The organism is Pedococcus bigeumensis, from assembly GCF_039531795.1.
Classification (GTDB): domain Bacteria; phylum Actinomycetota; class Actinomycetes; order Actinomycetales; family Dermatophilaceae; genus Pedococcus; species Pedococcus bigeumensis.
The window spans coordinates 255554-281816 of record NZ_BAAAQS010000002.1 but is presented as its reverse complement, the minus strand read 5'-3'; the positions used below and the strand labels follow the sequence as shown (position 1 = coordinate 281816).

General features: G+C 70.4%; 22 protein-coding genes and 1 pseudogene. 12 read left to right on the top strand and 11 right to left on the bottom strand.

From position 1 onward, the window contains the following. On the bottom strand, positions 1 to 803 hold an 803-nt coding region (locus ABD262_RS10610), incomplete at its 3' end, for a DUF222 domain-containing protein (protein ID WP_344135348.1). 117 nt (positions 804 to 920) lie between these two features. On the opposite strand from ABD262_RS10610, the gene ABD262_RS10605 reads away from it, so the two are divergent. Next, positions 921 to 1142, top strand: a complete 222-nt coding sequence (locus tag ABD262_RS10605) for a hypothetical protein (RefSeq protein ID WP_344135345.1) — start codon at positions 921 to 923, stop codon at positions 1140 to 1142. A gap of 22 nt (positions 1143 to 1164) precedes the next feature. On the opposite strand, the gene ABD262_RS10600 is transcribed toward ABD262_RS10605, so the two are convergent. After that, the gene (locus ABD262_RS10600) at positions 1165 to 1650 is read right to left on the bottom strand and encodes a MarR family winged helix-turn-helix transcriptional regulator (protein ID WP_344135342.1); all 486 of its coding nucleotides are present in this window, start codon (positions 1648 to 1650) and stop codon (positions 1165 to 1167) included. Positions 1651 to 1739: 89 nt separating this feature from the next. Between ABD262_RS10600 and ABD262_RS10595 the strand changes: the two genes are divergently transcribed. Next, the gene (locus ABD262_RS10595) at positions 1740 to 1925 is read left to right on the top strand and encodes a hypothetical protein (RefSeq protein ID WP_344135339.1); all 186 of its coding nucleotides are present in this window, start codon (positions 1740 to 1742) and stop codon (positions 1923 to 1925) included. On the opposite strand, the gene dacB is transcribed toward ABD262_RS10595, so the two are convergent. From dacB to ABD262_RS10575, 4 genes are all read right to left on the bottom strand, one after another. Further along, complete coding sequence (gene dacB / locus ABD262_RS10590; protein ID WP_344135336.1) at positions 1919 to 3244, bottom strand: D-alanyl-D-alanine carboxypeptidase/D-alanyl-D-alanine endopeptidase; 1326 nt, start codon at positions 3242 to 3244, stop codon at positions 1919 to 1921. The genes ABD262_RS10595 and dacB overlap by 7 nt on opposite strands. Positions 3245 to 3434: 190 nt before the next feature. Then, positions 3435 to 3722, bottom strand: coding sequence for a DUF1905 domain-containing protein (locus ABD262_RS10585; protein WP_344135333.1), 288 nt, complete (start codon positions 3720 to 3722; stop codon positions 3435 to 3437). A gap of 11 nt (positions 3723 to 3733) precedes the next feature. After that, positions 3734 to 6088 carry a glycoside hydrolase family 31 protein gene (locus tag ABD262_RS10580; protein WP_344135330.1) on the bottom strand — a complete coding sequence of 785 codons (2355 nt, stop codon included), beginning with the start codon at positions 6086 to 6088 and terminating at the stop codon, positions 3734 to 3736. A 127-nt stretch (positions 6089 to 6215) separates the two neighbouring features. Then, the gene (locus tag ABD262_RS10575; RefSeq protein ID WP_344135327.1) at positions 6216 to 7220 is read right to left on the bottom strand and encodes an AraC family transcriptional regulator; all 1005 of its coding nucleotides are present in this window, start codon (positions 7218 to 7220) and stop codon (positions 6216 to 6218) included. A 92-nt stretch (positions 7221 to 7312) separates the two neighbouring features. On the opposite strand from ABD262_RS10575, the gene ABD262_RS10570 reads away from it, so the two are divergent. Both ABD262_RS10570 and ABD262_RS10565 read left to right on the top strand, forming a co-directional pair. Continuing rightward, positions 7313 to 8053 carry an SDR family oxidoreductase gene (locus ABD262_RS10570; RefSeq protein WP_344135324.1) on the top strand — a complete coding sequence of 247 codons (741 nt, stop codon included), beginning with the start codon at positions 7313 to 7315 and terminating at the stop codon, positions 8051 to 8053. A gap of 96 nt (positions 8054 to 8149) precedes the next feature. Continuing rightward, the gene (locus ABD262_RS10565) at positions 8150 to 9694 is read left to right on the top strand and encodes a phospholipase D-like domain-containing protein (protein WP_344135321.1); all 1545 of its coding nucleotides are present in this window, start codon (positions 8150 to 8152) and stop codon (positions 9692 to 9694) included. Between the two features lie 121 nt (positions 9695 to 9815). Here ABD262_RS10565 and ABD262_RS19625 read toward each other — a convergent pair. Both ABD262_RS19625 and ABD262_RS10560 read right to left on the bottom strand, forming a co-directional pair. After that, positions 9816 to 10250 (bottom strand): annotated as a pseudogene (locus tag ABD262_RS19625) (phosphatase PAP2 family protein); the annotation flags it as partial. Between the two features lie 215 nt (positions 10251 to 10465). Then, entirely contained in the window at positions 10466 to 11236 is a 771-nt protein-coding gene (locus ABD262_RS10560; protein WP_344135318.1) for a YqjF family protein, read from the bottom strand. A 113-nt stretch (positions 11237 to 11349) separates the two neighbouring features. Here ABD262_RS10560 and ABD262_RS10555 point away from each other — a divergent pair, with 113 nt between their 5' ends. Together ABD262_RS10555 and ABD262_RS10550 are read left to right on the top strand one after the other, a co-directional pair. Then, positions 11350 to 15699, top strand: a complete 4350-nt coding sequence (locus ABD262_RS10555) for a patatin-like protein (RefSeq protein ID WP_344135315.1) — start codon at positions 11350 to 11352, stop codon at positions 15697 to 15699. Between the two features lie 108 nt (positions 15700 to 15807). Continuing rightward, positions 15808 to 16248, top strand: a complete 441-nt coding sequence (locus ABD262_RS10550) for an SRPBCC family protein (protein WP_344135312.1) — start codon at positions 15808 to 15810, stop codon at positions 16246 to 16248. Between the two features lie 5 nt (positions 16249 to 16253). Here the strand turns inward: ABD262_RS10550 and ABD262_RS10545 are convergent, their stop codons facing one another. Both ABD262_RS10545 and ABD262_RS10540 read right to left on the bottom strand, forming a co-directional pair. Beyond that, complete coding sequence (locus ABD262_RS10545; RefSeq protein WP_344135309.1) at positions 16254 to 16940, bottom strand: maleylpyruvate isomerase family mycothiol-dependent enzyme; 687 nt, start codon at positions 16938 to 16940, stop codon at positions 16254 to 16256. Between the two features lie 30 nt (positions 16941 to 16970). Continuing rightward, a complete protein-coding gene (locus ABD262_RS10540; RefSeq protein ID WP_344135306.1) occupies positions 16971 to 17603 on the bottom strand; it encodes a mycothiol-dependent nitroreductase Rv2466c family protein in 633 nt (210 codons plus the stop codon). Positions 17604 to 17678: 75 nt separating this feature from the next. Here ABD262_RS10540 and ABD262_RS10535 point away from each other — a divergent pair, with 75 nt between their 5' ends. The 5 genes from ABD262_RS10535 (at position 17679) to ABD262_RS10515 (ending at position 23980) form a co-directional block, all read left to right on the top strand. Continuing rightward, entirely contained in the window at positions 17679 to 18113 is a 435-nt protein-coding gene (locus ABD262_RS10535; protein ID WP_344135303.1) for a MarR family winged helix-turn-helix transcriptional regulator, read from the top strand. A 97-nt stretch (positions 18114 to 18210) separates the two neighbouring features. Then, the gene (locus tag ABD262_RS10530; protein ID WP_344135300.1) at positions 18211 to 19167 is read left to right on the top strand and encodes an ABC transporter ATP-binding protein; all 957 of its coding nucleotides are present in this window, start codon (positions 18211 to 18213) and stop codon (positions 19165 to 19167) included. Next, entirely contained in the window at positions 19164 to 20801 is a 1638-nt protein-coding gene (locus tag ABD262_RS10525) for an ABC transporter permease (RefSeq protein WP_344135297.1), read from the top strand. Before ABD262_RS10530 ends, ABD262_RS10525 begins: the two co-directional genes overlap by 4 nt. A 167-nt stretch (positions 20802 to 20968) precedes the next feature. Then, the gene (locus tag ABD262_RS10520; RefSeq protein ID WP_344135294.1) at positions 20969 to 21463 is read left to right on the top strand and encodes a hypothetical protein; all 495 of its coding nucleotides are present in this window, start codon (positions 20969 to 20971) and stop codon (positions 21461 to 21463) included. A gap of 429 nt (positions 21464 to 21892) precedes the next feature. Further along, positions 21893 to 23980: a hypothetical protein gene (locus tag ABD262_RS10515; RefSeq protein ID WP_344135291.1), complete on the top strand. Its 2088-nt coding sequence runs from the start codon at positions 21893 to 21895 to the stop codon at positions 23978 to 23980. Positions 23981 to 24003: 23 nt separating this feature from the next. Here ABD262_RS10515 and ABD262_RS10510 read toward each other — a convergent pair whose 3' ends face one another. Beyond that, positions 24004 to 24438, bottom strand: coding sequence for a MaoC family dehydratase (locus tag ABD262_RS10510; protein ID WP_344135288.1), 435 nt, complete (start codon positions 24436 to 24438; stop codon positions 24004 to 24006). 188 nt (positions 24439 to 24626) lie between these two features. Here ABD262_RS10510 and ABD262_RS10505 point away from each other — a divergent pair, with 188 nt between their 5' ends. Then, complete coding sequence (locus ABD262_RS10505; protein ID WP_344135285.1) at positions 24627 to 26249, top strand: bifunctional AfsR/SARP family transcriptional regulator/alpha/beta hydrolase; 1623 nt, start codon at positions 24627 to 24629, stop codon at positions 26247 to 26249. The last annotated feature ends 14 nt before the right edge of the window (positions 26250 to 26263 follow it).

Sequence of the window (26263 nt, the reverse complement as noted above, 5' to 3'; positions counted from 1 at the left end):
TCCCAGGTCGCCTCGGCGACCTCGTCCCCGGTCAACGACCCGCCCTGCGCCGCGGCCCGTAGCCGCGCGTCTCGGGCCGCCTGTTGGGCGAACCGTCGTGGGGAGGCGATCTGCTGGATGACCTTCTTCAGGATCTGCCCGGCGAGCGTGGGCACGGTGAACCGGCCGGTGGTCGTGCCGTCGTGGTTGTCGTGCAGGGTCAGCCTGGTCGCGGCCAGGGCGCGCTCCTCCTCGCCGCGCAACACGGAGTCCTCGTGGGCGTCGACCTCGGCCTGCGAGCGGTGCACGGACTCCAGCGCCCGCCGGGCCTTCCTGCGCAGCGCCGCGGGATCGACGCGCTTGCCGACCGCCACGAGCGACTGCTCGATCGCGGCCCGCTCGGTCTGGTCGAGCCCGCTCGGCAGCTGTTGCGCAGTGGTGGCGATCACCAGCGCGTGCTCGGTGCTCAGGTCACCCACGCTCAACGCCTCCCGGGTCGCGCTGAACCCGCCGTCGAGGGCGGTCGCCAGGCGCACCTCGCGCGCAGCGGACGCACCGTCACGCCGAGACCGAGCGGCCAGCCACGCGGCGGTGCCGGTCATCCCCGCGTCGGAGGCGACGTCGGACCTGTCCACCACCGCCACCAGGGACAGCTTGAGGGCCTGCAACCTGGTCACCGCCCGGTCCAGCTCGACGATCAGGCTCGACGCGGCATACCCGGACAGGTCGCCGACGGACGCGCAGCGGTCGAGCACGGCATGCACCTGACGCACCCCATCAGCTGCCGCGAGCCGCGGCGACGGGTGCATCGGGGTGATGGCCATGCCCCATCGTATTCGAACACATGTTCGAAGGTCAACCAAGGAAGGTGGTTATTTCTGCGAACCGGTTGACCCGCACCCGTCGGTGCCGGACGATCACCTCAACGAACGGGGGAAGTCATGGCAAGTGTGTCGATCTTCGCGATCCTGCTCATCGGAGCCTTCGCCATCGGGGCGGTCGCGATCGTGGCCCTGATCATCTACGGCGTGGTCCGGAGCGCCAGGGACAAGCGCACCCCTGACGAGCGGCGCGCCGACGAGTACGGCGACATGCGGCCGGGCTCGTTCAAGGTCACGCCCGGCATCGGTGGCGACGTCGACGGTGGCACCGGCAGCCTCTGACGACCACCGCCGCGACCCGACGTCAGGCTGAGGGGGGCGGCGCCGCCGCCTCGATGAGGCGGGTCAGGCCGTCGCGCATGGCCTCGAGCTCCGAGAGATCCATGCCGAGGCGTTCGATGATGGCCGGCGGGATGCGTTCGGCTCGCTTGCGGGCGGCCGCCCCCTTGCGAGTCAGGGACACGGCCAGGGCGCGGTCGTCGAGCGGGTCTCGCCCTCGGGTGACCATGCCGCTGGCTTCCAGCCGCTTGAGCAGTGGCGAGAGGGTGGCGGGCTCCAGGCTGAGTCGCGACGCCAGCTCGCTGACCCGCAACGGCGAGTCCTCCCAGAGCGCCAGCATGACGAGGTACTGCGGGTGGGTCAGCCCCATCGGCTCGAGCAGCGGCCGGTAGAGCGCGATCACGTTGCGCGACGCGACCGCGAGGGCGAAGCAGACCTGGCGGTCGAGCCGGAGCAGGTCGGGCTCGTCGGCGGTCAGCGGACGGCGAGCGCTCTTCGTCGATGTGGTCACGATTTCGAGTCTAGCCCGATCGGGTCTATCGTTAGTGCGCAGGTAGTTAGGGCACTAAGTAATTGTGATGCCGAGGATGGGAAGAGCAGATGGCCAAGGCCGATCGCGAAGGGCTGTCGTGGGGATACCGCGTCGGCTACCGGATCAAGTGGCTGGGGATGCACCTCTACGGCCCCGCGCAGCTCGGTGACGCCGAGGACCCGCACCGCCGCCTCGAGCGGCAGCGCGCGGCCAGGGTGGCGGCGGCCAGGCTGGCCCGCGAGACGCCTCAGTAGCAGCCGTTGACCGTCGCGGCGAGCATGTCGATGTTCTGCCGCATGAGCGTCGTCGAGGTCGGGTTGCCGTTGATGATGAACGCGAACGCCTTGATCCGTCCGTCCTTGCCCACGGTCCAGCCGGCCAGGGCGACGGCGTCGCGCAGGGTCCCGGTCTTCGCGTAGACCTTGCCGACGGCGCACTTCGACGTGCTCGCGGTGAACCGGTCGTACGACGCCTTCAGCGTGCCGGTCATCCCGGCCTGCGGCAGCCCCGGGCTGGAGCGCAGGATCCGGAACGGCACCTTGTTGCCCGACTCGAAGGTGTTCTTGACCATCTTCGCGAGCTGGATGCTGGTCAGCCGGTCGCTGCGGGACAGGCCCGACCCGTCGTAGATGGCGGTGGCGGAGAGCCCTTCGTAGGTGAGGCCCTTCTGGGCTGCGGAGCTCGCTGCCGACCAGGTCTTGCCGGCGCCCGAGCTCACCCCGACGAGGCGGTGCAGTGCCTCGGCGTGCTCGTTGTCGGACTCCATCATCATCCGCGTGACGATCTGGTCGATGGTCTGGCCGGCCGAGCTCGCGAGCACGGGGTTGGCGGTCGACGCGGTGCCCCGGGCCACGCTGGCGACGGTGATCCCGTAGGTCTTGAGCTTCGCCGCGAAGATCTTGGCCGCGTCGATGCTCGTGTCGGTGACCTGGCGGCCGTCCACGACGAGCGACCGCAGCCACGTGGTCTCGTCGGGGACGTAGCTCGACGGCCAGCCGGTCGCGAGGCTCGGCGCGGCGAAGAGGGTGTCGTCGGCATACAGGCGCACGCGCAGCTGGCCGTTCGCCTTCATCGTGTAGGCGGTCTGCTTGGCCAGCGCCACCAGCTGCGTGGAGGACAGCGCCGGGTCGCCGGAGCCGACGAGGACCACCTGGTCGGCCTGCGCGCCACGGCGCACGACGGTGGTGAAGCGGTAGGTGGGGCCGAACCGGCGCAGCGCGTTCGTGGCTGCGACGAACTTGATCGTCGACGCGGGCTTCAGCGCGGTGTTGCCGTCCTTGCTCCACAGCAGGGTGCCCGTCCGGGCGTCCATGACCGCGCCGCTGAACTGGGTGCCGAACCGCGCCGTGGTCACGCGGGCGGTCAGCTTGCTGACGATGCGGGCATCGGCTGCGGACTTCGTGTATGCCGTGGTGAGCGTGGGCGCGCTGACAGCGGCTGTCCCGGTGGCCACCGTGGTGCTGGCGACCGTCGTGGCCGGCGACGCCGTGGCGGTGGGCGCCACGAGCATGGTGGCGGCCAGGGCGGCGACGACGGCGGAGGAGGTCAGGAGGGAGCGCGCGCGTGTGGTCATGCCGAGTCCTTGGTGAGGGTGCCGCGGCTGGGGAGGCTGTGGCGGGTGGGGCGTCGGGGGTGTGGCGAAGGTACTGCGGACCACGGGCCAGTGGGGGCTTTCGCCCGATTTTCACAGCGTTTCTGGCCGTTCTCCCGAGGTTGGTCCCGGCGTCGCCGTGGGGCTCGTCGCCGGCACCCGTGCCGGCGCCTCAGACGTCGACGACGAGCCGGATCGTCGTGGTGGCGCCCACCTCCAGGCCCTCGGCCCGCCGCACGGCGCTCTTGAGCGGCACGATGTAGCGACCGTCCTTGGGCCACAGGGACGTCGTCCAGTCGGTCGCGCCGATGGTGACCCGCACCGGGATCATCCCCCAGCCGTAGCTGACCAACCCGGCCGTCGCGTCGAGTGCGTCGCAGAGCTCCTCGGGCACGGTGACGAAGTGGAAGGGTGACGGCCCCTTCCAGTGCCAGATCTCCCCGCTGAACTCCAGCTCCACAGCAGAGCGCCTCAGTAGTCGGCCAGGGCCAGCTCGAGCAGCGCCGCCTCGACCTCGTGGTCGAGCTCCAGCCCTCGCAGCCGGGCCGCGGCATCAGTGGGCCCCTCGGCTGCCGTGACGAGGTCGTAGGCCGTGCGCTTGAGGTTGTGGTCGATGCGCGCCCGGTCGAGGACCTGCCGTAGCTGTTCGACGGTCCGGGTCCAGTCGAAGGGCTGCACCTCCGCCAGGGTGACGGTGACACCCGCGCTGGTGTCGACGGCGCCCAGGGTGAACCGCGTGCCGACGGAGGTCGCTTCGGAGTCGACGTTGTCGTCGCCGTGGCCCGCAACGGCGTTGGCGCCCAGCAGCAGGACGGTCCACTCGCGCGAGGTGGGCAGGACGTCGGTGGCGCCAGTGGCCGGCGCGACGGTGAGCGTGCCGGCGCTGTCGTCCCAGGCGATAGTCGTGACGGCGGTCTGTGCGTCGGCGCTGCCGTCGTCCTCGACGAGGTCGAAGCGGCCGTCCGCACCAGGGGCCAGCACCAGCTCGAGGCGGTCGGGCAGCTCGGTGCCGACGCTCTCGCCCTCGCCGCCGGCCAGTGGGAGCAGCCCGCCGGCGCGCAGGAGCACCGGCATGGTCTCCATCGGCCGGTGCAGCCGCAGCTGTCGCCCACCGCGGTAGCGCACACCCGTGAAGAGGTCGGTCCAGTCGCCCTCCGGAAGCCACGCCTGCACGCTGCCGAGTCCGAGGGTCCGCTGCTGCGGGTTGGTGATCGGGGCCACGACCAGCTCGGTCCCGAAGCGGAACTGCGTCGGCACGTCATACGACTCGACGGCGCTGGGGTCGCCCCAGTACATCGGCTCGACGAGGGGTGCCCCGTCGCGCGCAGCCCGGGCGTTCATGGTGTGCAGGTAGGGGACCAGGCGGTGCCGCAGTCGCAGGAACGTGTCGATGGTGGCGCGCGGCTCGGCAGGGAAGTTCCACGGCTCCTTGCGGATGAAGGGATGCAGCGACGAGTGCAGTCGCATGATCGGCGAGAAGACGCCGAGCTGCACCCAGCGCACGGTCAGGTCGTCGTCACGGCTGCCGTACCAGTGCCCGCCGATGTCGTGGCTCCACCAGCCGTACCCGATGTTGGAGGCGCTCGCCGTGAAGTACGGCTGGAACTCGAGGGACGCCCAGGTGATGTGGGTGTCGCCGGAGAAGCCGATCGGGTAGCGGTGGCTGCCCGGGCCGGCATACCGGGAGAAGGTCAGCGGGAGCTGACCCCGGCGGGCCGAGTCGTTGAAGTGCTCGATGTTCAACAGCCACAACGGATCCACACCCGGGACGCGGCTGAACGAGCCCTGCTGCCAGTCCAGCCACCAGAAGTCCACGCCCTCGTCCTCGAGCGGGTGGTGCAGCCGCGTGAAGTACGACTCCATGAAGCGGTCGTCGGTGGGGTCGAAGGGGATCGGGCGCTCGGTGGCCGGGTCGACGCCCATGTCCCGGGCGACCTGCGGGTAGGCGTCCTCGAACGCCCGGACGCCGTCGGCCGGGTGCACGTTGAGCGTCACCGCGAGACCGCGACGGTGCAGCTCGGCGAGGAAGGCCGGCGGGTCGGGGAAGAGGTCGCGGTTCCAGGAGTAGCCGGTCCACCCGACCCCGAAGCGCGGGTCGATGTCGACCCAGTGCCAGTCCATGTCGATCACCGCGACCGACAGCGGCACCTCCTCGGCCTCGAACGTGTCGAGCAGCTCCAGGTACTCGTCGGCCGAGTAGGGGTGGTAGCGGCTCCACCAGTTGCCGAGCGCCCAGCGGGGGAGCATCGGCACGTCGCCCGACACCGCGTAGAGGTCGGCGACGGCCGCACGGTAGTCGTGCCCACGGGCGAAGATGTAGAGGTCGGTGTTGCCCTGGTGCCGGGCCGCTGCCGCGCCGTCCTCGATGAGGAACGATGTGGAGTCGTCGATGACCGCGATCCCGTTGCGCGACACCACACCCGGGCCGAGCGGGATCGCCCCGTCGACCTCGTCGAGGGTGCGGGCCGTGCCGCCGAGGCCGTCCGCCGGCTCGCCGAACCGCCACTCGACGGTGTGGGAGCCGGGCATCGGCGAGGTCGCCTGCACGACGAGGCCACTGGGGCTGAACGGCATGCCGTCGTAGGACAGGTGGAGCAGGCCGGTCGAGAGCTCCACCCGCTCGCCCTCCCGGTGCACCTCGACGTCGGGGGTGGGCAGGGCGCGGTTGACCGCGAAGGTGCTGGCCCGGTCCTCGAAGACTCCGTCGTCCGACCACTCGAGCCGCACCAGGCCGGGAGTGAGGACGGTGATCCGCCAGTGCCGGCCTTCGAGGATGGAGTCAGGGTTCGCGACCGGGTTGCCTGGGACCGTGAGTCGTGAGGACACGGGTGCCGTCCTTCGTCATCGAGAGTGGGGGACTGCGTGCGCGTCTCACGCTATCGACGCTGCCTCCACTCGCAACACACGCCCACCGCGCGCAACACATGCCCACCGCGCGGCCCTACCCGGGCCGTCAGTCCGGCTGTGCGCGTGTGTTGAGGCTGAAGACCTGGTGCGGCGGCTTCTGTGCCAGCTCGAGTCGTCGGTAGGCGGTGGGCGTCATGCCGACCTCCGCGAGGAACTGGCGGTTGAAGTTCGCGAGGTTGCTGTAGCCGCTCTGGGTGGCGACCTGGCCGATCGAGTCTTCGGTCGTGTCGAGGAGGCGTCGGGCGTAGGCGATGCGCAGCTTCTTGACCATGCTCGAGAAGGTCATGCCGGTCGCGGTCTTGAAGTACTTGGCGAAGGTCTGTTCCGACATGAACGCGTGCTTCGCCGCCGTCGAGAGACGGACCGCCCCACCCAGGTTGTCGAAGATGTAGGCCAACCCGGCCTCTCCGGCCTCCCGCGCCGTCGCGTCCGGGGGATGCCCCATCCACTCGCTGGCGACTACCTCGTAGTCCTCACGTGGTGCGTTGGCGAAGAGGGCGAGCAGCCTGAAGAGGTGGGCGAGCTGGTCCATGCCCTCGCTGTGGACGCACGACAGGATCGTGTCGGCTGCCCTCCAGGCGGTGGCTCCGGAGAAGACCAGACCGCGTGTGGACCGCTGGAGCACGTCGTCGAGGTCCGTCAGCTCGGGGAGGTGCTGCATGGCCCCGCGGATCCACTCGTCGCCGAAGTGGATGACCGCATCGCGGTCGACTGCCACCTCGCCCTCGGCCAGGTCGCTGATCCAGTCGTGGGGGAGGTTCGGTCCCATCAGGCTGACGTGTCCGGGTCCGAAGGTGCCGATGTGGTCACCCGCGATGAAGCTGCCGCGCGTCTTGGTGATCAGGTGGATCTCGTACTCGGGGTGCGACCCCCACCCGCAGATCTCGCTGGGGAAGTCGTGGGTGAGCACCCGCACCGAAGCATGGGGATGGGGCGGGATGACCTCTCGCCGCATGGTCGGGTCGAGGGCGGTCGGCGAGAAGGCGGGGGCCTCGCGTCGGCCGCCGGACCGGGTCGGCTGCGAGCGACTCGTCTCGGGTCGGAACGACATCGACGCCTCCTTTCCAGGACACGAGGAAAGTATCAAGAACGTGGGTCGGTGGCGCTTGTTGCACCTCTCGGACGCCTCCTAGCGTTCTTGGCATGAGCGGACAGCGCAGCCTGCAGGACACCGTCGTCGTGGTCACCGGGGCCGGCGGGGGGATCGGGGGACAGATCGCCCGGCTCGTCCTGGCCAACGGTGGGCGCGTGGTTGCCGGCGACCTGCGCCCCGAGTCCCTGGCCTCCCTGCGGGAGGAGTGTGGCACCGAGCGGTTGGTCGTCGCCCACGGAGACGTCCGCGACGAGGCCACCTCCACCGCACTCGTCGCGGCTGGGGTCGAGGCCTTCGGGCGGGTCGACTCCGTCGTGGCCAACGCCGCCGTCGGTTACTACGGCGGCGTCCTCGACTACTCCGCCGACGAGGTGAGCCTCATGGTCGACGTGAACGTCAAGGGCTCCGTCTGGCTCGCCCGGGCGGCCGTCCACCAGTTCCGCGCGCAGGGAGACGGGGGCGACATCGTCATCATCGGTTCGGTCGCCGGGCTCCTCATCGGCGGCGGCAAGGAGGCTGTGTATGCCGCGACCAAGGGCGCGCAGATCAACCTGGGATACGCCCTCGACCGTGAGCTCCGTGCGGAGGGCATCCGCACGACGGTGATCGCACCGGCCGGGGTGAACACGGCCTTCGCCGCCGCCGATGGTCGGTTCGGGGACCTCGACCCCTCGCAAGGGCAGTTCATGGAGCCGAGCGACATCGCCGACGCCGTGGTCTACACGCTGCAGCAGCCACGACGGATGCGGACCGAGCTCTGGACCATGTGGAGCATGGCCGAGAACCACTAGCTCTCATCGGTGTGGCGAGGACAGGTCGGTCCGGGCCACCCTGCGGCATGACGGATGGCCCTTCTCCTCGGCGGCGATCCCCGCTATGCATGGCAGGTGACGACGGCGCAGTGGTTCCTCGATGCCTCGGAACGTGGCAACCGTCGGACCGCCCTCGACCGGCGCCACGCCGACGGCAAGGCGTGGACCGAGGGCAACGACGTCGTCCCCCTCGTGCACGGAGCTGCCTACTTCGCCGAGCTGCACCGTCGCGTCGAGGACCTGCGCAGTGGTGACCTGCTCGTCTTCGTGGACTGGCGCGGCGACCCGGACGAGCGGCTGCTGGGCGAGCCGGGCAGCGAGGTCTCCCGGTTGCTGTGCCGGGCTGCCGAGCGCGGGGTCGAGGTCCGTGGCCTGGTCTGGCGCTCGCACCTCGACCGGGTGCAGTTCTCGGCCACCGAGAACCGGCACCTGGGCGAAGACATCAACGCTGCCGGCGGCCAGTGCGAGCTGGACATGCGGGTGCGCCCCGGTGGGTCGCACCACCAGAAGTTCGTCGTGCTCCGGCATCCGGGTCGGCCCGAGCGCGATGTGGCGTTCGTCGGCGGGATCGACCTGTGTCACAGCCGTCGGGACGACAGCCAGCACCACGGCGACCCCCAGCGCCAGCAGATGGCGGCGGTGTACGGCAAGCGGCCCCCGTGGCACGACATCCAGCTGATGGTGACCGGACCGGCAGTCGGAGACGTGGAGACGGTGTTCCGCGAGCGGTGGAACGACCCGCAGCGTCTCAGCCGCAGCCCCCTGCGGCTGCTGGGCGACAAGGTGCGCAAGGACCAACCGAGCAGGCCGCGCCCGCTGCCGGAGCAGCTGCCGGATCCTGAGCCCACCGGCGCGCTGCCGGTGCAGCTCCTGCGCACCTACCCGAAGAGGCGACCCGGTTACGACTTCGCGCCTGACGGGGAACGCAGCGTGGCGCGCGGCTACACCAAGGCGATCAAGCGCGCTCGACAGCTGATCTACCTCGAGGACCAGTACCTGTGGTCGCGGCACGTGGCCGAGACCTTCGCCCAGGCGTTGCGGGACAACGCCGGGCTGCGGCTGGTCGCTGTGCTCCCACACCATCCCGACCAGGACGGCAGGGTCAGCAAGCCGCCGAACCTCATCGGCCGGGAGGATGCCGTGCGCATCCTGAGGCGGGCGGCTGGCGACCGTGTCGCCTTCTACGGCGTGGAGAACCACGCCGGGGTCCCGGTCTACGTCCACGCGAAGGTGTGCGTCATCGACGACACCTGGGCCACGGCCGGGTCTGACAACTTCAACCGCCGGTCCTGGACGCACGACTCCGAGCTGTCGGTCGCGGTGTGCGACCGGGGCTACGCCCGCGACCTGCGCAGGTCGCTGGCCAAGGAGCACCTCGACAGCGAGGACGCGGACGGGCTGGAGCCGGACGCGATGTTCGAGGCCTTCGCCGAGTCGGCCCAGCGGCTCCAGCGCTGGCACGACGGCGGCCGGGTCGGGGCCCGCCCGCCGGGACGGCTTCGTCCCCTGGAGGAGCCGCCGCTGTCACGCTGGACGCGCCTGTGGGCGACGCCCTTGTACCGGGTGGTCTACGACCCGGACGGCAGGCCACCGCTACAGCGACTGCGCGGTCAGTTCTGAGGGACCGCGGCTCAGTCCCGGTGCTCGGTCGGGTCGAGCCGTGCCGACTGCTCTGGGCCAGCCCATCGGCGGGACGCACCGCGCGCTGCCCGCGCTGCACCCGCCAGGCACTGAAAAGCGCAGCCATCGCAGCGGTCCAGGCCGCGCCGAGGATCATGCCGCCCACCACGTCCGAGACGAAGTGTGCGGCGAGGGCGACTCGTGAGAAGCCGATCGCCAGCACCATGAAGGCCGCGATGGCAATGGCCGACTTGCGCCAGCGCGGCTCGATCACGGGCAGGAACACCAGCAGCAGCACTCCGTATCCGGTGACGGCGGCTTGGGCGTGACCGCTGGGAAAGCTGGCGCCGGGCAGGTGGACGAGGGGGTGGGCCACCAAGGGGCGCGGGCGGTTCACCGCTGCCTTCACCGCGGTGTTCAGGAAGGACGACCCGGTGCCCGTCACGACGACGAAGCCGGCGAGTCGCCACAGCCGCCTCCAGACCAGCCACAGCGCCACCAGGCCCAGGGCGATCTGCCAGGCGAGGCCAGACCCGGAGTCGCTGATCCACCGCATCACGGTGACGAACCCTGCGTGGTCGACGGCGTACTGGTGCAGGCTGTCACGGGCACTCTGGTCGGCCTCTGCCAGCGGCTCCCACTTGTCCTCGACCAGCACCAGGAGCAGGACGAACGGGACGGCCACGACAGCCAGCGCGGCGCCGCCCAGCAGCAGCCGGATCCTCCGATGGCGTGCGTCGGCCTCTCGGCCAGCCGGGTCGACGTGGGTGGTCACAGGTCCACTCTCGGTAATCCGAACTCCGTCCGCACCCCGGGACTGAAGGCCACGTGGTCGGGTGGCCGAGTCGTCAGGCCGGGGAGCCCGGCCGACGCCACCAGGCCGTCGTCCAGCGTCAGCACCTCCGCGTCGTGCATCGGCCACGGCTCGTGCCGGTTCGGGACGTAGAGGGTCCGGCCCAGCCAGTGCACGTGCAGGCCCCACCGGGCGCTGAGGAAGTGGTCGAGCTCGGTGCTCTCACGTCGTCCGCCGACGCGGACCACGACGTGGCTCTCGGTCCGCGCGTGACGCAGGTGCGCGGCATACGTGTGGACGTCGCCACGCTCGTGGTAGCTCATCCGCGCCCAGCGGTAGGGCAACCCGAAGGTGAGTCGCGCGCCCACCACGACCGCCAGCCGGTCGGCGTCGAGGCTGAGGAACACGATGCCGCGGCGCCCGGTGTCGTCGACCGAGTAGAGCCGCACGTTCGTCTCCAGGAACGAGCCGAGGTAGGGGACGCCGGGACCGCGGCCGACCCCCGCGCCGACCATCCGGAACGGGATGAGGCCCACGTACGTGACCCCGTCGAGGGTGTCGGGGCGGACGCCGGGTGGCATCAGGTGGGCTACGCGCTCGGGCGCCACCGCCCAGTGCAGGAACGTCAGGTCACGCCAGCGCTGGTTCATCAGGATCGCCCCGGTCAGCTCGGGCGCCTGCGCGGTGACGGGGTCGACGGGGGCGAGGGGGCTGACGGGGTCGACGGGGTCGACACCAAGGTGGCTCACCGTCTCACCCTAAGCATGCGCACCGCGGCAATGAAGAGCGCGCTCTCGGACTGACAGATGGGGCAGTTCGCGGGACCATCGAAGTCCGGGGAGCACGGCTCGGAGGAGTCACCATGACCAACGAGGTTCGCGGGCTGGGAGAACACGTCGCACTCAAGGACGTCCCACGGGAGGAGGTCCGGTTCGGGGTGGTGTTGAACGGCGGGGTCAGCCTCGCCGTGTGGATGGGTGGCACCGTCACCGAGCTGGACCGGCTGGCCAAGGCCGACCCCGACCGGCCCGACAGTCCCTACGCCCTGATGCTGCGGCTGGCGGGGTGCGTTGCACGGGTCGACGTGATCGCGGGGACGTCGGCGGGCGGGATCAACGGCGCCGCACTCGCGCTGGCCCAGGTGAACCAGGCGGCCCGGATCGCGACGCTGCGCGACCTGTGGATCGAGCAGGGTCAGCTGGAGACGCTGCTCCGGCAGCCGTTCGTGGGCTCGCCGTCCTCGTTGATGCGCGGTGACGAGTACTTCCTCCCGGAGCTGAACAAGGCCCTCAGCGCGCTGGCCTGGCCGCTGAAGACGACGACCGCGGCCCAGGCGCCGATCGACCTGACGATGGCCACGACCGTGCTCCAGGGCAACCAGCTGGTCACGACCGACGCCCTCGGCCAGCCACTGCCGCAGTCACTGCACGCCGGGCGGCTGCGTTGGAGCCGATGGCCTTCGCCCGAGCGGGATCCCGGCACCGACAAGCCGTTGCCCGACCCGTTCGCCGCCGACCGGATCCGCGCCACCGCGGCCGAGCTGGCGCTGGCTGCCCGGGCGTCGGCCAGCTTCCCGGTGGCCTTCGAGGCGACCTTCGTGCCGGTGGGTGAAGGCCGCCGGCCGGCACAGGGCGGCCAGCCGGCGTCGTGGGTCTCGGGTCGCCCGGCCGACGACCAGCGAGTGCGCCCCGACCTGGAGTCGGTCGTGGCCTCGTGGGGGGAGGTCCGACACAGCCGCGACCGTTCCCGGTTCGCGGTCGACGGCGGCCTCCTGGCCAACACCCCGACGCACTACGCGCTGCGGGCGATCCAGGCGATGCCCGCAGACCGCCCGGTCCGGCGGGTCATGCTGCTGGTCTACCCCCACGCGCCGATGCCGGGGGAGGACCCCGCCGACGCCCTCAGTGCGCCGCCGACGCTGCGCGAGACGCTGACCGGAGTGCTGGGCTCCCTTTCCGCCCAGGGAGGCCGGACCTTCGTCGAGGAGATCGAGCAGCACAACCGTGCCGCTGCCGGGCGACGGGGCACCCGCACCGACATCCTCCTCACCATCTCGGAGGCGCAGAGCGGCACCGGGCGCGGCAGCGACGCGACACCGGAAGGACCGGCACAGGAGGGGCCGCAGACCGTCGAGGCGCTCGCGGGCTCGCTGTTCCCGCACTACCGGCGGCTGCGCAAGTGGCGCGCCGCCCGCGACCTGGCGCGGCGGCTGCTCGACGCGCGGGCCGCGAACGTCGACCTGGCCAGCGCCGAGGTGTCCGCCTGGAGCTACGAACGGGTGCGGCAAGCAGCCCAGAACGCGCAGCGGGTGCTGGACTACCCCGGCAACATCGGTATGCCGTATGTGCCGGAACGGTTGCCCGACGCCGCCCACCCCGATCAGGGGCCGTTCTGGAGCTGGGGCAACAGCGGGTCGGAGCGGATCGCCGAGGCCGCCATCGACGTGATCCGGCGCCTCATCTGGGTGCTCGAGCCAGGCCCCGCGTACGAGGAGGTGGCCAACGCCTTCAAGGTCATCTCGCAGGAGTCGGTCCGACTCACCGACTGCCGTGCCCTCATCGACGACGACTGGGAGACCGACGAGGTGCTGGTGACCCTCGAGCCGGGCCAGTCCTACTGGGAGCTCCGGCTCGGCTGCTACGCCGCGCTCATGCTCGGGGTCGAGCCGACCGGTCTCGACCAGCAGGCCAAGGACCTGGCGGCGCGGGAGGCCGCCCTCGTGCGGGCCCGAACCGGCAGCGACGCTCCTGCGCAGGCGCGCGAGGCGCAGGTGCTGCCTGCACTGGAGAAGCGGCTGGCCTCGGTCCGTGAGGACCCCGGCCATGTCGGCCGGACGGTCCGCGGCCACGTGGAGGTGGTGGTCAGCTGCCTCGCGACGGTCCTGCCGCACCTGCCTGCTTCGCCGGAGGCCGACGGCTGCATGACCCCGGACGACGGACTGCTCGCCTGGCACGACTTCCTGGTGCCATCGGCCGGCAAGGGTGCCGACGTGGCCAGAGGAGCCGACGGGGCGGACCGAGCCGGCGTGGCCGGCGGTGGCGGCAAGGGCGCCGACGGGCTCGAGGCGGAGCAGCTGCTCACCCGGCTGCTGCAGCTGGAGGTCGCCACGACCGCGCTCGGCGACGAGACCACGGACGGCTCGACGGTCGCGGTCGACCTGGTGCAGCTGTCTGCGCAGACCACGAACGGCTTCGCCCGGCACTCGATCACGGCCGACGACAAGCTCGGCGGGATGTCGGTCATGCGGTTCGGTGGCTTCCTCAAGCGGTCGTGGCGCCTCAACGACTGGATCTGGGGGCGGCTCGACGCGGCCAGCGTGCTGAGCCTCACCGTGCTGGACCCCTCGCGAGTGCGTCGTGCGGCCGAGCTCTCCGGCTACCTCGTGACCGGGGCGCCGGCCGACCTCGCGAAGCAGACCGTCGACGGCCTCGTCGCAGCCCTCTTCGGGAAGGGGTCTGCCCTCGTCGACGCCGACCCGAGGCTCGGCAGGCTCAGGGAGGAAGCCGTCGCCGAGCTGGCCGTCACCTTCGACCCCGGCACCGCCCCGGGTGACCTGCCGCCGTCGATGCCTGGCCTCGCCGCGCTGTTCGCCTGGGCCATCCACCTCGACGTGGTGCCGGAGGACCTGCCGGCCCTGCTCGCGGCGATCCGCGGCGACGAGGCCGACGGCGCCAGCACCCGCTCGCGTGGGCAGCTCCTCGTCAAGGCCGATGCGGCCTTCCTCGACGGGGTGTCCACCAAGGTCCGCAAGGGGAGCCCGCTCACCCAGGCGGAGAAGACCGAGACCCTCGCCGCGTTCGACCGCGCGGGCGTCGGGCGCGAGACGCTGACGTCGGAGGCGAGCAGCGACCTGATGATCCGCTCGGTGACCACGGCTGCCGCTGTCGCCGCCACCACCCTCGACTCCCCGCGCTCCGGCCTGGGCGCGCTCCGGCTGGTCACGCGCACCCTGCGGGGGCTCATGCTGGTGGTCTACTGGGGCGTCGTGGGGCTGACCAGCCACGGCGTCGCCCGTGCGCTGGCGACTCTGGGGCTGGCCCTGGGTGGTGTCCTCGTCGTGCTGTCGCTCTTCGGCGCGCTGCCGGCCGCGGTGTCGGGGCCGGCGACGGCGATCGGGTTCGGGGTGCTGATCCTCGGCTTCAGCTTCGGGGCCATGCGCTCGGGCACCGTGCTGCACGGGCTCGTGCTGCTGACCCCGCTCGTCCCCCTCGTCGCGGAAGCCATCACCCGCGCGAGGGAGGACACCGCGAAGACCGGCGGTGCGGCGCAGGGCGCCACCGTCGTCATCGCCGTGGTGGTGCTGTCGCTGGGGCTCATGCTGCTCGGGTCGATCCCGGCGGTGATGGGGAGCCCGTATGCCGCGCTGGGGTCGCTGGCGCGCCGGGCGGGGGTGCCGCCGCCGGAGCCTCCGCGCTCGGGCACGTGGGCCCACCTCGCCGAGGGGATCTGGTGGCGGCTGCGCGGCATCTCCCGCTACCTGGACATCGCCCTGCCACGGCTGGCCCTGGCGCTGGCGCCGTTCGGGCTCGCCGTGTGGGTCACCTCGTCCGGCTGGGACCGGGTCTTCGCGACCCTCCAGGACCACTTCACGCTGTGCCTGGTCGTGGGCATCGTGCTGTCGGTGAGCGGCATCGTGATCGCGGGCGTGACCGCCTTCGCGTTGCAGCAGCTCGCCGAGGACCGCAGCGGCGAGAAGATCAGCTGGGCGTTCGGGCGGGTGGCGCACCCGGTCGGGGTCCAGGTGGGCTGGTCGGCGCTCTACGGGATCGTCTACACCGCCCTCGCGCTCGCGTTGATCCGCGACGCCTGGGGGTGGCAGTCCCGGACCTGGGCCCAGGCCCTCTGCGCCTTCGCGATCGTCGCCGGCGTCGTGCTCACCGTCGTGGTGCCGATCGCCTTGCCGTTCTGGGCGATTCGCGCCGCCGCTCGGCTCGAGCTCGAGCGGGCCAGGACCACGGCCGCGTTCGTCGCGGTGCCGGCCGACTTCGGCGCGGAGGACGACAGCAAGCTGTCGATCAGTGGCGCGATGTCGTATGCCGTGGACCTCCTTCGCCGCGACCGGTCCTACCGCTGGTGGGTCCAGTACCCACCGCCCAAGCGCAGCACTTCCGTGGGGCCGTCACTCAAGCGCCGGGGCACCAAGCTGCTGGAGCGCGTCGAGAAGGAACGCACCTCTGCGGCGGCCCGGACCAAGGGCGACGGCGACCAGTAGGCGCTCGGCACCAGGCGCTCGACCAGCTGGCGCTCGACCAGCTGGAGCTCGACCAGCTGGAGCTCGACCAGCTGGAGCTCACATCACCACTGCGGGAGAAGGGATCGGATGGGCCTCCTCGAACACTCGACCTGGATCGAGGCAACGCCCGAGCAGGTGTGGCTGGTCTATGCCGACCCGACCCGCATCCCCGACTGGCAGACCGGGAAGCCGGTGATCGAGGACGTGCACGGTCCCCTGGAGGAGCCGGGTTCCTCGTACGTCTCACGCCGAGGTCGTCTCGTCGCGCGCACGACGGTGGTGAGCGCCGTCCCGCCGCAGGAGCTCGTGACGCGGACGGACGCCTACCTCGGGTTGAGCATCGAGGTGACCTCCCGGCTGGTCGCGCGATCGGGCGGCACCGACCTGCAGCTCCGCGCCGTGACGCGGTGGCGCCGCAGGCTCGGCCCCGTCGCCAGGCTGGTGGAGATGGCGATCCTCAGCCCCGGGGAAGCGCGCAAGGAGCTGGCCAACCTGAAGGCCCTGGTCGAGCGCCAGCCCTCCGGATGACAGGCCTAGGTGGAGCTCGCCACGCGCAGGCGTAGCGCCTCGGCGCCCTCGCCGGTGAGGTGGTCGAGCGCGGCGGGTCGTCCGGTGATCAGCAGCAGGATGGCGCCGATCGGGCCGGTCACTTCCGCTCCTTCGCCGCGGCTCCACTCCGTGTCGGTGGCACTGAGTCGGCAGCCCGCCCAGGGCAGTCGGCGGTTGACCTTGGCGAGCCAGGTGTCGCGCGTGTCCCATCGTCGGGTCGCAGCCAAGGCACTGAGCGCGGGTTGCATGGGGAGGTCCACGCCGAGTGGGAGGGCGATGTCCTGGCTGTGCACGAGGATGTCGGTGAGGGTCTCCAGGGGAGTCAGGCCGACGTTGTGGCGACGCGACCCGATGCCGCTCCTGATGCCCGCGACGATCTGTTCGGTGGACAAGGCCTGCGCCTGCACCAGTCCGGCGTCGTGGATGAAGGTGTTCAGAGGCATGCTGCGCAGCATCCCGGGGTGACGGATGATGAAGCCCAACGCATCACGCACTCGCTGCTGTTGCATGGTGAGGTGGGCGGCGACGTGCCGCACCGTCCAGCCGTCGCAGAGCGACGGGTGCTCCCACTGCTCGGGCGTGAGCGTCTCCAGCAGGGCTGCGGTCCTGGCCCGCTGGTCGTCGATCCCAGCCCACAGCGCGTCTGCCTCGGTGGCCGACAGGGTCGTCATCACGTCTCCTTCCAGTGACTGCCGGCTCGCTCAGGTGAAGACCGGGGGCTGCTGGCGGGTGCGCTTGAGCTCGAAGAACTGCGGGTAGCCGGCCAGGAGGCGCGCGCCCTCGAAGACCTGGACCGCGTGCTCTCCTCGCGGGATCGCGTTGAGGACGGGACCGAAGAAACCGACTCCCCCGATGGACGTGATCGGCGTCCCCACGTCGCCTCGTCCCACCAGGTCGACCCCGGAGTCGTGGCTGGCCTGCATGGCTTCGTCGTACTCCTCCGACTCCATGGCGTCCTCCAGGTCGCCCGGCAGCCCGACCTCCGCAAGGGCTGCCCCGACCACCTCGTGATACTCCGCCGAGGTGGGGCGGCGCCATACGTCGAAGACCCGGTTGCCGAAGGCGGTGTAGAAGTCGGCGAGTGCCTCCATCCCGCAGCGCGTCAGCACGGCCGTGGCCACCTTCGCGGGCCCGCGGCTCGCCTCGACGTTGCGGCGGTACTCCGGCGCGACGTCCGTGCGGTCCCGGTTGAGCAGGTAGAGGCTCAGGACGTGGTGGCGCACCGTGAGCTGCCTGCCTCGGCCCACCTCGTGCAGCCACCGGGACGCCGTCCACGAGTAGGGGCACACCGGGTCGAACCAGAAGTCGACCACCGTGTCGCGCGTCGTGTCCATGACTCCTCCATGGGCTAAACTAGTCCTAATAACGAACTAATATAGTTCGATGATGGGACTTTGTGAAGGGGTGCGATGGAGCGCGACCTGCCAGCCAGCCTGTTGATGCTCATCGCCTCCCGGTCGGCCGCCAACCGCATCTACGAGGCGCTCCAGGAGCAGGGCTTCGACGACGTGACCATCGCGCAGAGTCGCCTCATGATGGGCATCGACCCCGATGGCACCCGGCTCAGTGTGCTCGCCGAACGCGCCCAGATCGCCAAGCAGACCGCAACCGCCCTCGTCGACAAGCTCGAGCGCGCCGGCTACGTCGAGCGCGTCGCCGATCCCACTGACGGTCGAGCCCGTCTGGTGCGCATGACCGCTCGCGCGAAGGAGGCGATCCCCTATGCGCGGGCCGAGGAAGAGCGCATCGAGGGGGAGTGGCGTGAGCACCTCGGCGCCAAGCGCATGCAGCAGCTGCGCGACGCCCTCACCGAGCTGCGGAAGATCACCGACCCCTACCAGTGACCGCCGCGGACCCGTCCGTATGCCGCGTGGTCCACTCCTGCAGCTCGAAGGACCTTCGGCCCTGATCGATCGTCACGACCACGACGAGCCTGAGGTGATGGGCACGGACACAGCCGCCATTCGCACGGCCGGCCTGACCAAGCACTTCGGGAAGGTCGTGGCACTCGACCACCTCGACCTCGAGGTCTGGCCGGGGGAGATCTTCGGGTTCCTGGGACCCAACGGGGCCGGGAAGTCGACGACCATCCGGCTCCTGCTCGGGCTCCTGCGGCCGACCGCCGGTGGGGCCTGGCTGGCCGGCATCCCGGTCGAGGACGTCGAGCGGGCGCACCGTTCGGTGGGCTACGTCCCCGGTGACGTCGCACTCTGGCCGCAGCTGACCGGCGCCGAGGTGCTCGAGCTGGTCGGGAGCATCGCCGGAGGCGTTGACACGGCATACCGCGATGAGCTGGTCGAACGGCTCGACGTGGACCCCAGTCGCCGGATCCGTGCGTACTCCAAGGGCAACCGCCAGAAGATCGCCCTCGTCGCGGCGTTCATGACGAGGCCCGCGATCCTGCTGCTCGACGAGCCGACCGTCGGGCTCGACCCGCTTATGGAGGCGGAGTTCCAGGCCATGGCGCGGGAGGCAGCCGACCGCGGTCAGACCGTGTTCCTGTCGTCGCACCTGCTCGACGAGGTGGAGGACGTGTGCCAGCGGGTGGCCATCCTGCGCGCGGGGAGCCTCGTGGAGGTCGCCGCGCTCGCCGACCTGGAGCGGCTCAACACCACGATCTTCGAGGCCACCCTCACCGGACCTGCGCCCGCGCTCGCCGACCTCCCCGAGGTGGTCGCCGTCGAGCCGATGGACGGTGGCGTCCGGGTCACCGTGAACGGTGCCCCCGGCGACGTCCTCACCCGCCTGAACGCAGCGGGACTCACGCGGTTGCACAGCCGGGCGCCGACCCTCGAGCAGATCTTCCTCACCTACTACCAGACGACCTCCTCGCAGCGCCGGGCCGTCGCCGCCGCGCACGGCGACACCGGACCGCGGGTCGGCACGCCGGCGCCATGACCACGCCGGCCGTGGCGCACCCCCGCGTCCCCCGCGCCCCCAGGGCCCCACGTGTCAGCCTCATCGCGCTCAGCCTGCGACTGACGCGACGCGGCGCACTGCTGATGGCCACGTCGCTCGGCATCTACGTCCTGATCGAGGTGGCCGCCTACCGGGCTGCCTACCCGAACGGCGTGGACCCCGTGCAGTTCGCGATGTTCCTGGACAACCCCGTGGTGCGCATGATGCAAGGCGTCCCCAGCGCCCTCGACGTCGCCGGTGGGTACATGGTGTGGGACGGCGGCTGGATCATGCAGATCGTGCTGGGGGTGTGGGCGGTGCTCACCACCACCCGCTTGCTGCGCGGCGACGAGGACTCCGAGCGCGGTGACGTCGTGCTGGCCGGCCGCGTCCGGCCCAGTGTGCACACCGCTGCTGCCCTCGCGACCGTATGCGGTGAAGCTCTGGTCATCGGGGTGGTCGCCGCCGTCGCCCTCGTGGCGTCGGGGCAGGACGCCCAGGGATCGGTCCTCTTCGGGATCGGGCTGGCCGGGGTGACGGCCACCTTCGCCGGTGTCGCGGGGGTGACCAGCCAGCTGGTCCAGCCGCGCCGCCGCGCGGCGGGTCTCGCGGCCGGGGTGATCGCCGCGGCATACGTCGTCCGCATGTTCGGCGCCAGCACCGACCCGAGGCTGTGGGCTCGGTGGGCCACGCCACTGGGATGGGTCGACGTCATGGACCCCTACGGTGAAGGGGACTGGCGGGCCGTGCTGCCCGTGGTGGCCGTGCCCGTGGTCCTCGTCGTGGCAGCGGTGCTGCTCCGAGCGCGTCGTGACCAGGGTGGCGCACTGCTCGCCTCCGACGCCGACCGCGCTCCGCGGTTGCGGATGCTGGGCAGCCCGCTCGCCTTCGCCTGGCGCACCAACCAGGCGGTGTTGCTCGCCTGGGGTTTCTTCCTGGTCGTCTTCGGGGTGGTGATGGGCGCGCTGGTCGGGACGATGGTCGACTGGCTCGCGAAGGACGAGGACTACCAACGGATGTTCCAGCAGATGGGTCTGGACGAGGCGCTGTCGACGCTCGGCTTCCTCGCCGTGCTCGCATTGATGTTCGGCCTTGCCATCGCCCTCCAGGTCGCGTGGCGAGTCGGAGCGGCACGCGCTGAGGAGGAGAACGGCCTCGCCGAGGCGCTGCTCGCGCACCCGGTGTCACGCATGCGGTGGCTCGGCGGCCACGTCGCCCTCGCGGCAGCTGGCGGTCTGCTGCTCACGCTGCTCGCCGGATCGGCGGTGTGGGTCGGCTGCCTCGCCTCCGGACTGGACACGGTGACGTGGTGGCAGGCAACGTCGTCGGTGCTCAACGCCGTGCCGGTCATCGTCCTGGCGGGCGGCCTGTCCGTGCTGGCCCTCGGCGTCGCGCCCCGGCTCACCGTGGCGGTCCCGGTGACGGTGACCGTCGTCGGCTACGTGCTGACGTTGGTCGGTCCCGCGCTGAAGTGGCCACAGTGGGTGCTCGACCTGTCGCCCTTCACCCACCTCGCGCTCGTTCCGGCCCAACCTTGGGCTGCGACCTCGGGCATCGTGATGGCGGCCCTCGGGATGCTCGCCGCCGCTGCCGGGCTCATCGCCTTCCGGCGCCGCGACATCGTCGGCGGCTAGGGCGATTCCGCGTAAATGGAGACGAGTCGGACGAGGAATCCGGGCACCCTCGTGGCGCTGGCCGCGGACGCTTTCCAAGACTGTTGGTGCCTGCTCTACTGAAAGAGCGCCAGGGGGACACTCGTGGAACGAATGCGCCGGCACTGGTGCCCGCTCAAGGAGGTTTCATGCAACTTGACCGCGCTCTTCTGGCCTTCATCGGCCGTCGCTTCCCGGCCATCTTCGATGTCATTCCTCGGGGTCCCCAGTCCAGGCTCGGCCCGGGCGCTTCGGTGAGTCTCAACCCCCAGCCGATCCCGCCCGGAGCTGGTGACTACGTGTCGCTGAACCCCCAGCCACTCCCACCTCGTGAGCTCGGTGCGCAGGTGGCGGCCGACCTGCTGCACCTGAGCTGGGTCGCCGCGCGGCTGCGGATTGACGTTGCCCCCATTGCCGATTGGGAGGAGGACCCCTGCCCCACGTGGCCGAAAGTGCCGCACCTGCCGCCACACCGCGGTCCGATCCCCGACCCGGACCCAGGGCCGGACTGGCTCCGGGACTACCACCTCGGTTTGGCCAGCACCTTGGCCGACGCGTCCGACCGAGTGGGCAGTGCGCCGTTGGTCGAAGAGGCCCTGTCACGCTCGGCCGAGGCACTTGCCGCGGGACTGCAGGAGCGATGACGCGGTCGGCTCCGACCCGCTGACGTGGGAGTCCGCGCTGACGACCAGGGCCGACTCGGCTTCGATGCCTCTAGACGGCGAGCCCACGCGGGTGGACCATGAAAGACGGCGGTGGACGGTTCGGTGATAAGCGGGTCTCCCGGGAAGATGTTGTTCGCAGCGTCGCGAAGGGAACTCGAGGAAAAAAGTGTCGGGAGTCGGTGTTACGACGTGGGGTCTGGTCCAGTTCGCTGGCAGTTTCCCGTTGCGTGTCTTCGCCTTTCGTCCAGATGACCTAGTGGTCTGATCTACAGCGCGCCGCGCCATCGTCAACCGCAGCTCCGGGACTTCGGTCCCGGAGTTGCGGGCTGACCTACTCGGGGGCCCGTCCCGGGGAGTAGAGGAAGTCGGTGACGTGCGATGGCCTCACGCCATGCTGGGTTCGCTGCGGTGACAGTCGTGTCGGAGGCCCTGGTCAACCAAGTCCTCGGCACCTACCTCAACACCTTCCTGACCGGGGTCAGGTTGCCCGTCCAGGACCTGGTGTCCATGCCCTTCGGTGGTTCGCCGGCGACGCTCCAGGTCAGCGCCAGTGCAGCGCTGATCTCGGCTCGCGCCAACCTGCGCCGCAACACGGCTGGGTTGGTACCGCTGACGTTCCGCTTCTTCGGTCGTCTCCAAGCCGAGGTCCGTCCGATCGGTGGCGGCGATCCCTTGGCTTCGTTCGCGCCCGAGATCGTCATCGAGGTCGACGTCACTGCGGCGCTGACGACGCTGGTGGTCAACGACCACATCCAGTTCGGAGTGACCCCCCAAGGGTCACATCTCGGAGACATCCGCGTCATCGTCGTCGACGGCGACGGTATGCCGCCGGACATCCAGTCACGAGTCGTGCAGGCGATCGTCGGGCCCCCGGGACGGACCGCAGCTGCCGCGTTTCTTGCCTCGATCGACCCCAACAAGCTCCGCGTCACGCCTGGCACGGTGCCGGCCTTCTACGACTTCACGGTGCCCAAGCCACTTCAGCCGGGTGAAGTCTGGGCGGCCGCACGCATCGCCACCAGCCGAGTCGTCTACTGGCCGATGAATGGGGCAATGGCGCTGGCCTGTGATGTCCCCGGGTTCACGCAGGGAACACCCGCCGACCTGACCGACTTCCGGATGAACTCGGAGATCTCGGCCGCGACCAACCTGGACTTCATGCAGGCCTACTTCGCGTCGGCCGTCCTTCCCCAGATGCGCAATGCCTTCGTCAAGAACAACTTCCGCATCGACAGCATCAACTTCCTCCGGTTCACCCACCGCGACCTCGTCAACGGTCCGGCTGACTACCTCGAGCTGGGACTCAACTGCTCGTACTGGACTCACGACTTCCTGCACTTCGCGATCGCGGGGACCACCAAGATCAGCGACATCGACGTGGTCGTCCCGGCCGCACCGTACGTCTACGGCGACAAGGAGATCCGGCTCACCATCGGGATGATCGAGGCGGATCTGCCCGACTGGCTGGACGTGGCGATCCTGGGCTTCTCGATGATCCTGCCGCCCCTGACGCTGTTCCTGCCCGCCATCATCGACAGCGCCTTGCACAACGCGCTGGTCGACGTCTCGAGCAAGCTCAACGGAGGACCAGCGCCGATGGGGGCGACGGTCCGCGAAGACTTCGCGCTCCCGGGCACCAGTGGTCCCACGTACCGCTTCACGCCGAAGCGCATGGTGATGCAGTGCCAGGCCGGCGAACGGTCCGCCACCATCCATGCCGACCTCCGATCGGTCGGACAGCCCGAGCTGCGGGTGGCACTGGCCGACCAGAATGTCACCGTCGACACCCAGATCGACCGGCAGGAGATACGCCGCAACGGGGGCCTCTCGGACTCCATCACCGCGCGCCTCGTGCTGCCACCGGCATACGTGCAGCGCAAGGACCCCAACCTGCGGGTGCGCTTCGAGACCACGCTCAACGGCAAGGTCGTCCCCGAGTTCACACGCGACCTGCGCATGGTCGGCGATCTGGCCAGCATGGTGCTGGGCAAGCCGATCGACCCGCTGGTGCTGTCGATCGACACCAAGGAGATGGTCAGTCCCACCAAGCCCGACCAAGAGGTGCGGATCTCTTGCCGGCTCTATCGCTCGATGGGGGGAGTCACCGAAGACCTCTACAACGGCTCCGTCTACATCCTCTCGGTCGATCCACGCCCCGATGAGCTCAAGCCCTATGTGCAGTGGGCCCACAAAGCCATCTACTACGACAGGTACAAGCGCGTGGTGGCCTCTCGCCGCAGCAAGATCCACAAGGTCCCCGGGAAGGGCGGGTGCCGGTTCAGCAACCAGTACCTGTCCACGTCCATGTACCTGCCGGGCAAGTTCATCAGCTTGCGCCGCTTCACCGGTCTGCCGTTCGACCTGATCGACATCGAGGACAACCGCGATCTCGTGTGTCCCTACTGCTTCTTCGGTGGACCCGACAAGCACCCCAACCAGTTCATCGAGGCGACCACCGACCTGACCGGGGCGGTCGGCAAGGTCTTCAAGCCCTGACGTTTCGCGGGGGAGGCTCGACGTCATTCCTGGGCAGCGGTGAGGTCCATGGTCCAGCACACGGCGTCGCCCTCGAGGGCCACCACTCCGTCGTCGCGGACCACTCGAACCGCCAGCGTGGTGATCGGCTTGTCGTGCCGCACAGCCGTGACGGTGACCTCGCCGGTGATGGTGTCTCGGGGGCGGACCGGCGCGAGGAACCGTAGGTTCGTCTGTATGAAGACCGTGCCGGGTCCCGGCAGGCGTTCGGCGACGACGGCGTTGAGGATCGCGCTGGTCACGCCCCCTTGGACGACGATGCTGCCGAAGGGAGTGCGCCGCGCGGCCTCCTCGTCGTAGTGGAGAGGGTTGCGATCGCCACTCAGGCTGGTGAACAGCGCGATGTCGTCGTCGGTGATGGTCCGGGACAGGGAAGCCTGCTCGCCCACCTCGGGCGCCCGGTTCGGCCACGTGCTCATGACTACCCCGTATTCGGTCGGTGGGACTGGTGCACTGCAGTCGTTCTCGCTGGGCTGCACGGTAGGGAGCGGACCTTTCGCAACCCTTCCGCGCGAGCCGCCCCGTTCGCGAAAGGTCTGTGAAAGCGACGTCGATACCTTGGCGAGGACCCCCGACCACTCGACGGGTCCGAGCACGAGGCAGGAACATGGAGCGCATGGCCCGCACCGACCACCAGGTCGTGGTCCACGTCCAGCTCCTGGGTGACGTCGTGGTCCGCGTCGGGGAGCGAGCGGTCATCGCCGGCGCGCGGGGCCGTCGAGACCCGATCCGCCTCGCCGAGTACCTCGCCCTGGCGCCCGCGCGACGCGCCCACCGCGAGGTGGTGGTGGACGCTCTGTGGCCCGACGCCCCCATCGACTCGGTCGGCAACCGGCTGCACATGGCGGCCCACTACCTCAGGCGCGCGATCGGCATACCGGAGAGCGTCACGCTCACCGCCGACACCGTGGCGCTGTTTCCCGGGGACCTGGCGCACGTCGAGGTCGACGCGGTCGTCTTCGAGCGGCTGGCCCGGACCGCTCTCGACCCGAAGTCCTCGCCCGAGGAGCGGGCTGCCTGCGCAGAGCGCGCCCTCGACCTGTACCAAGGCGACCTCCTGCCCCACGAGCTCTACGAAAACTGGGCCTTCCACCACCGTCAGCGCCTCCAGCTGCGCCATCGCGAGCTGCTCCGGAGCACCGGCCGGTTCGCGGAGCTCGTGGCCCTCGACCCGGTCGACGAGGAGGCGCGGGTGGCGCTGATGCGCGAGCTGCTGGACGCCGGAGACCGTGCCGGGGTGTTGCGCCACTTCACCGCGCTGACCGAAGCGCTGGAGCGTGAGCTGGGGATCGGACCCAGCGCCGAAGCCAGCGCCGTGCGGGAGCTTGCCCTGACGCCCATCGTGCGGCCGGCGGTGCCGGTGGCGTCTCCGCGGGCTGCGACGCTCGCCGACCAGCGGGTCAGCTTCTGCCACACACCAGACGACGTGCGCCTCGCCTATGCGGTCAGTGGGTCCGGCCCGCCCTTGGTGAAGGCGTCGAACTGGCTGACCCACCTCGACCACGACTGGGAGAGCCCCATCTGGCGACCGTGGTGGAGCGCGCTCTCGCAGCGACACACCCTCGTGCGCTACGACGAGCGCGGTTGTGGTCTCTCGGACTGGGAGGTGGACGACGACTCCTTCACGCTGGAGGCGTGGGTGCGTGATCTCGAGACCGTCGTCGACGCGATGGCACTGGAGCGCTTCCCGCTCCTGGGCATCTCCCAGGGCGGACCGATAGCCATCACGTATGCCGCGCGCCACCCCGAGCGCGTGTCTCACGTCGTCGTCTACGGCACCTGCGCCCGGGCCACCTGGGCTCGCGCGGGCGACAAGCAGCGACGCGAGCTGGTGGCGTTGGGGGAGCTGATCAAGACGTCCTGGGGCGGCGACCAGCCGGGCTTCCGACAGGTCTACGACGCGCGGTTCCTGCCCGACGGACCACTGGAGAGCTGGCGCGCCTTCGACGAGCTGCAGCGACGCTCAGCGCCAGCCCACAACGCCTATCGCTTGTGGCGCGCGTTCGGAGACCTCGACTGCGCCGAGGCCGCCCGCACGCTCGACGTGCCGACCTTGATCATGCACTCGTCAGACGACCGGGTCTGGTCCTTCGCGGAGGCAGAGGAGCTGCATGCCATGGTGCGCGGGAGCCGGCTGGTCAGGCTGGACAGCAAGAACCACATCCTGCAGGGCGCAGAGCCGGCGTTCGGGGTGTTCATCGACGAGGTCAACTCCTTCCTGGCCAGCTGACCGGAGAGGTGGGA

Bases quoted from the DNA above. Each gene is read 5' to 3' on its own strand.
- ABD262_RS10505 (WP_344135285.1), top strand. From the start codon at position 24,627: ATGGAGCGCATGGCCCGCACCGACCACCAGGTCGTGGTCCACGTCCAG.
- ABD262_RS10550 (WP_344135312.1), top strand. From the start codon at position 15,808: ATGGGCCTCCTCGAACACTCGACCTGGATCGAGGCAACGCCCGAGCAG.
- ABD262_RS10575 (WP_344135327.1), bottom strand. From the start codon at position 7,220: ATGTCGTTCCGACCCGAGACGAGTCGCTCGCAGCCGACCCGGTCCGGC.
- dacB (WP_344135336.1), bottom strand. From the start codon at position 3,244: ATGACCACACGCGCGCGCTCCCTCCTGACCTCCTCCGCCGTCGTCGCC.
- ABD262_RS10520 (WP_344135294.1), top strand. From the start codon at position 20,969: ATGCAACTTGACCGCGCTCTTCTGGCCTTCATCGGCCGTCGCTTCCCG.
- ABD262_RS10510 (WP_344135288.1), bottom strand. From the start codon at position 24,438: ATGAGCACGTGGCCGAACCGGGCGCCCGAGGTGGGCGAGCAGGCTTCC.
- ABD262_RS10595 (WP_344135339.1), top strand. From the start codon at position 1,740: ATGGCCAAGGCCGATCGCGAAGGGCTGTCGTGGGGATACCGCGTCGGC.
- ABD262_RS10525 (WP_344135297.1), top strand. From the start codon at position 19,164: ATGACCACGCCGGCCGTGGCGCACCCCCGCGTCCCCCGCGCCCCCAGG.
- ABD262_RS10605 (WP_344135345.1), top strand. From the start codon at position 921: ATGGCAAGTGTGTCGATCTTCGCGATCCTGCTCATCGGAGCCTTCGCC.
- ABD262_RS10535 (WP_344135303.1), top strand. From the start codon at position 17,679: ATGGAGCGCGACCTGCCAGCCAGCCTGTTGATGCTCATCGCCTCCCGG.
- ABD262_RS10545 (WP_344135309.1), bottom strand. From the start codon at position 16,940: ATGACGACCCTGTCGGCCACCGAGGCAGACGCGCTGTGGGCTGGGATC.
- ABD262_RS10540 (WP_344135306.1), bottom strand. From the start codon at position 17,603: ATGGACACGACGCGCGACACGGTGGTCGACTTCTGGTTCGACCCGGTG.
- ABD262_RS10555 (WP_344135315.1), top strand. From the start codon at position 11,350: ATGACCAACGAGGTTCGCGGGCTGGGAGAACACGTCGCACTCAAGGAC.
- ABD262_RS10570 (WP_344135324.1), top strand. From the start codon at position 7,313: ATGAGCGGACAGCGCAGCCTGCAGGACACCGTCGTCGTGGTCACCGGG.
- ABD262_RS10530 (WP_344135300.1), top strand. From the start codon at position 18,211: ATGGGCACGGACACAGCCGCCATTCGCACGGCCGGCCTGACCAAGCAC.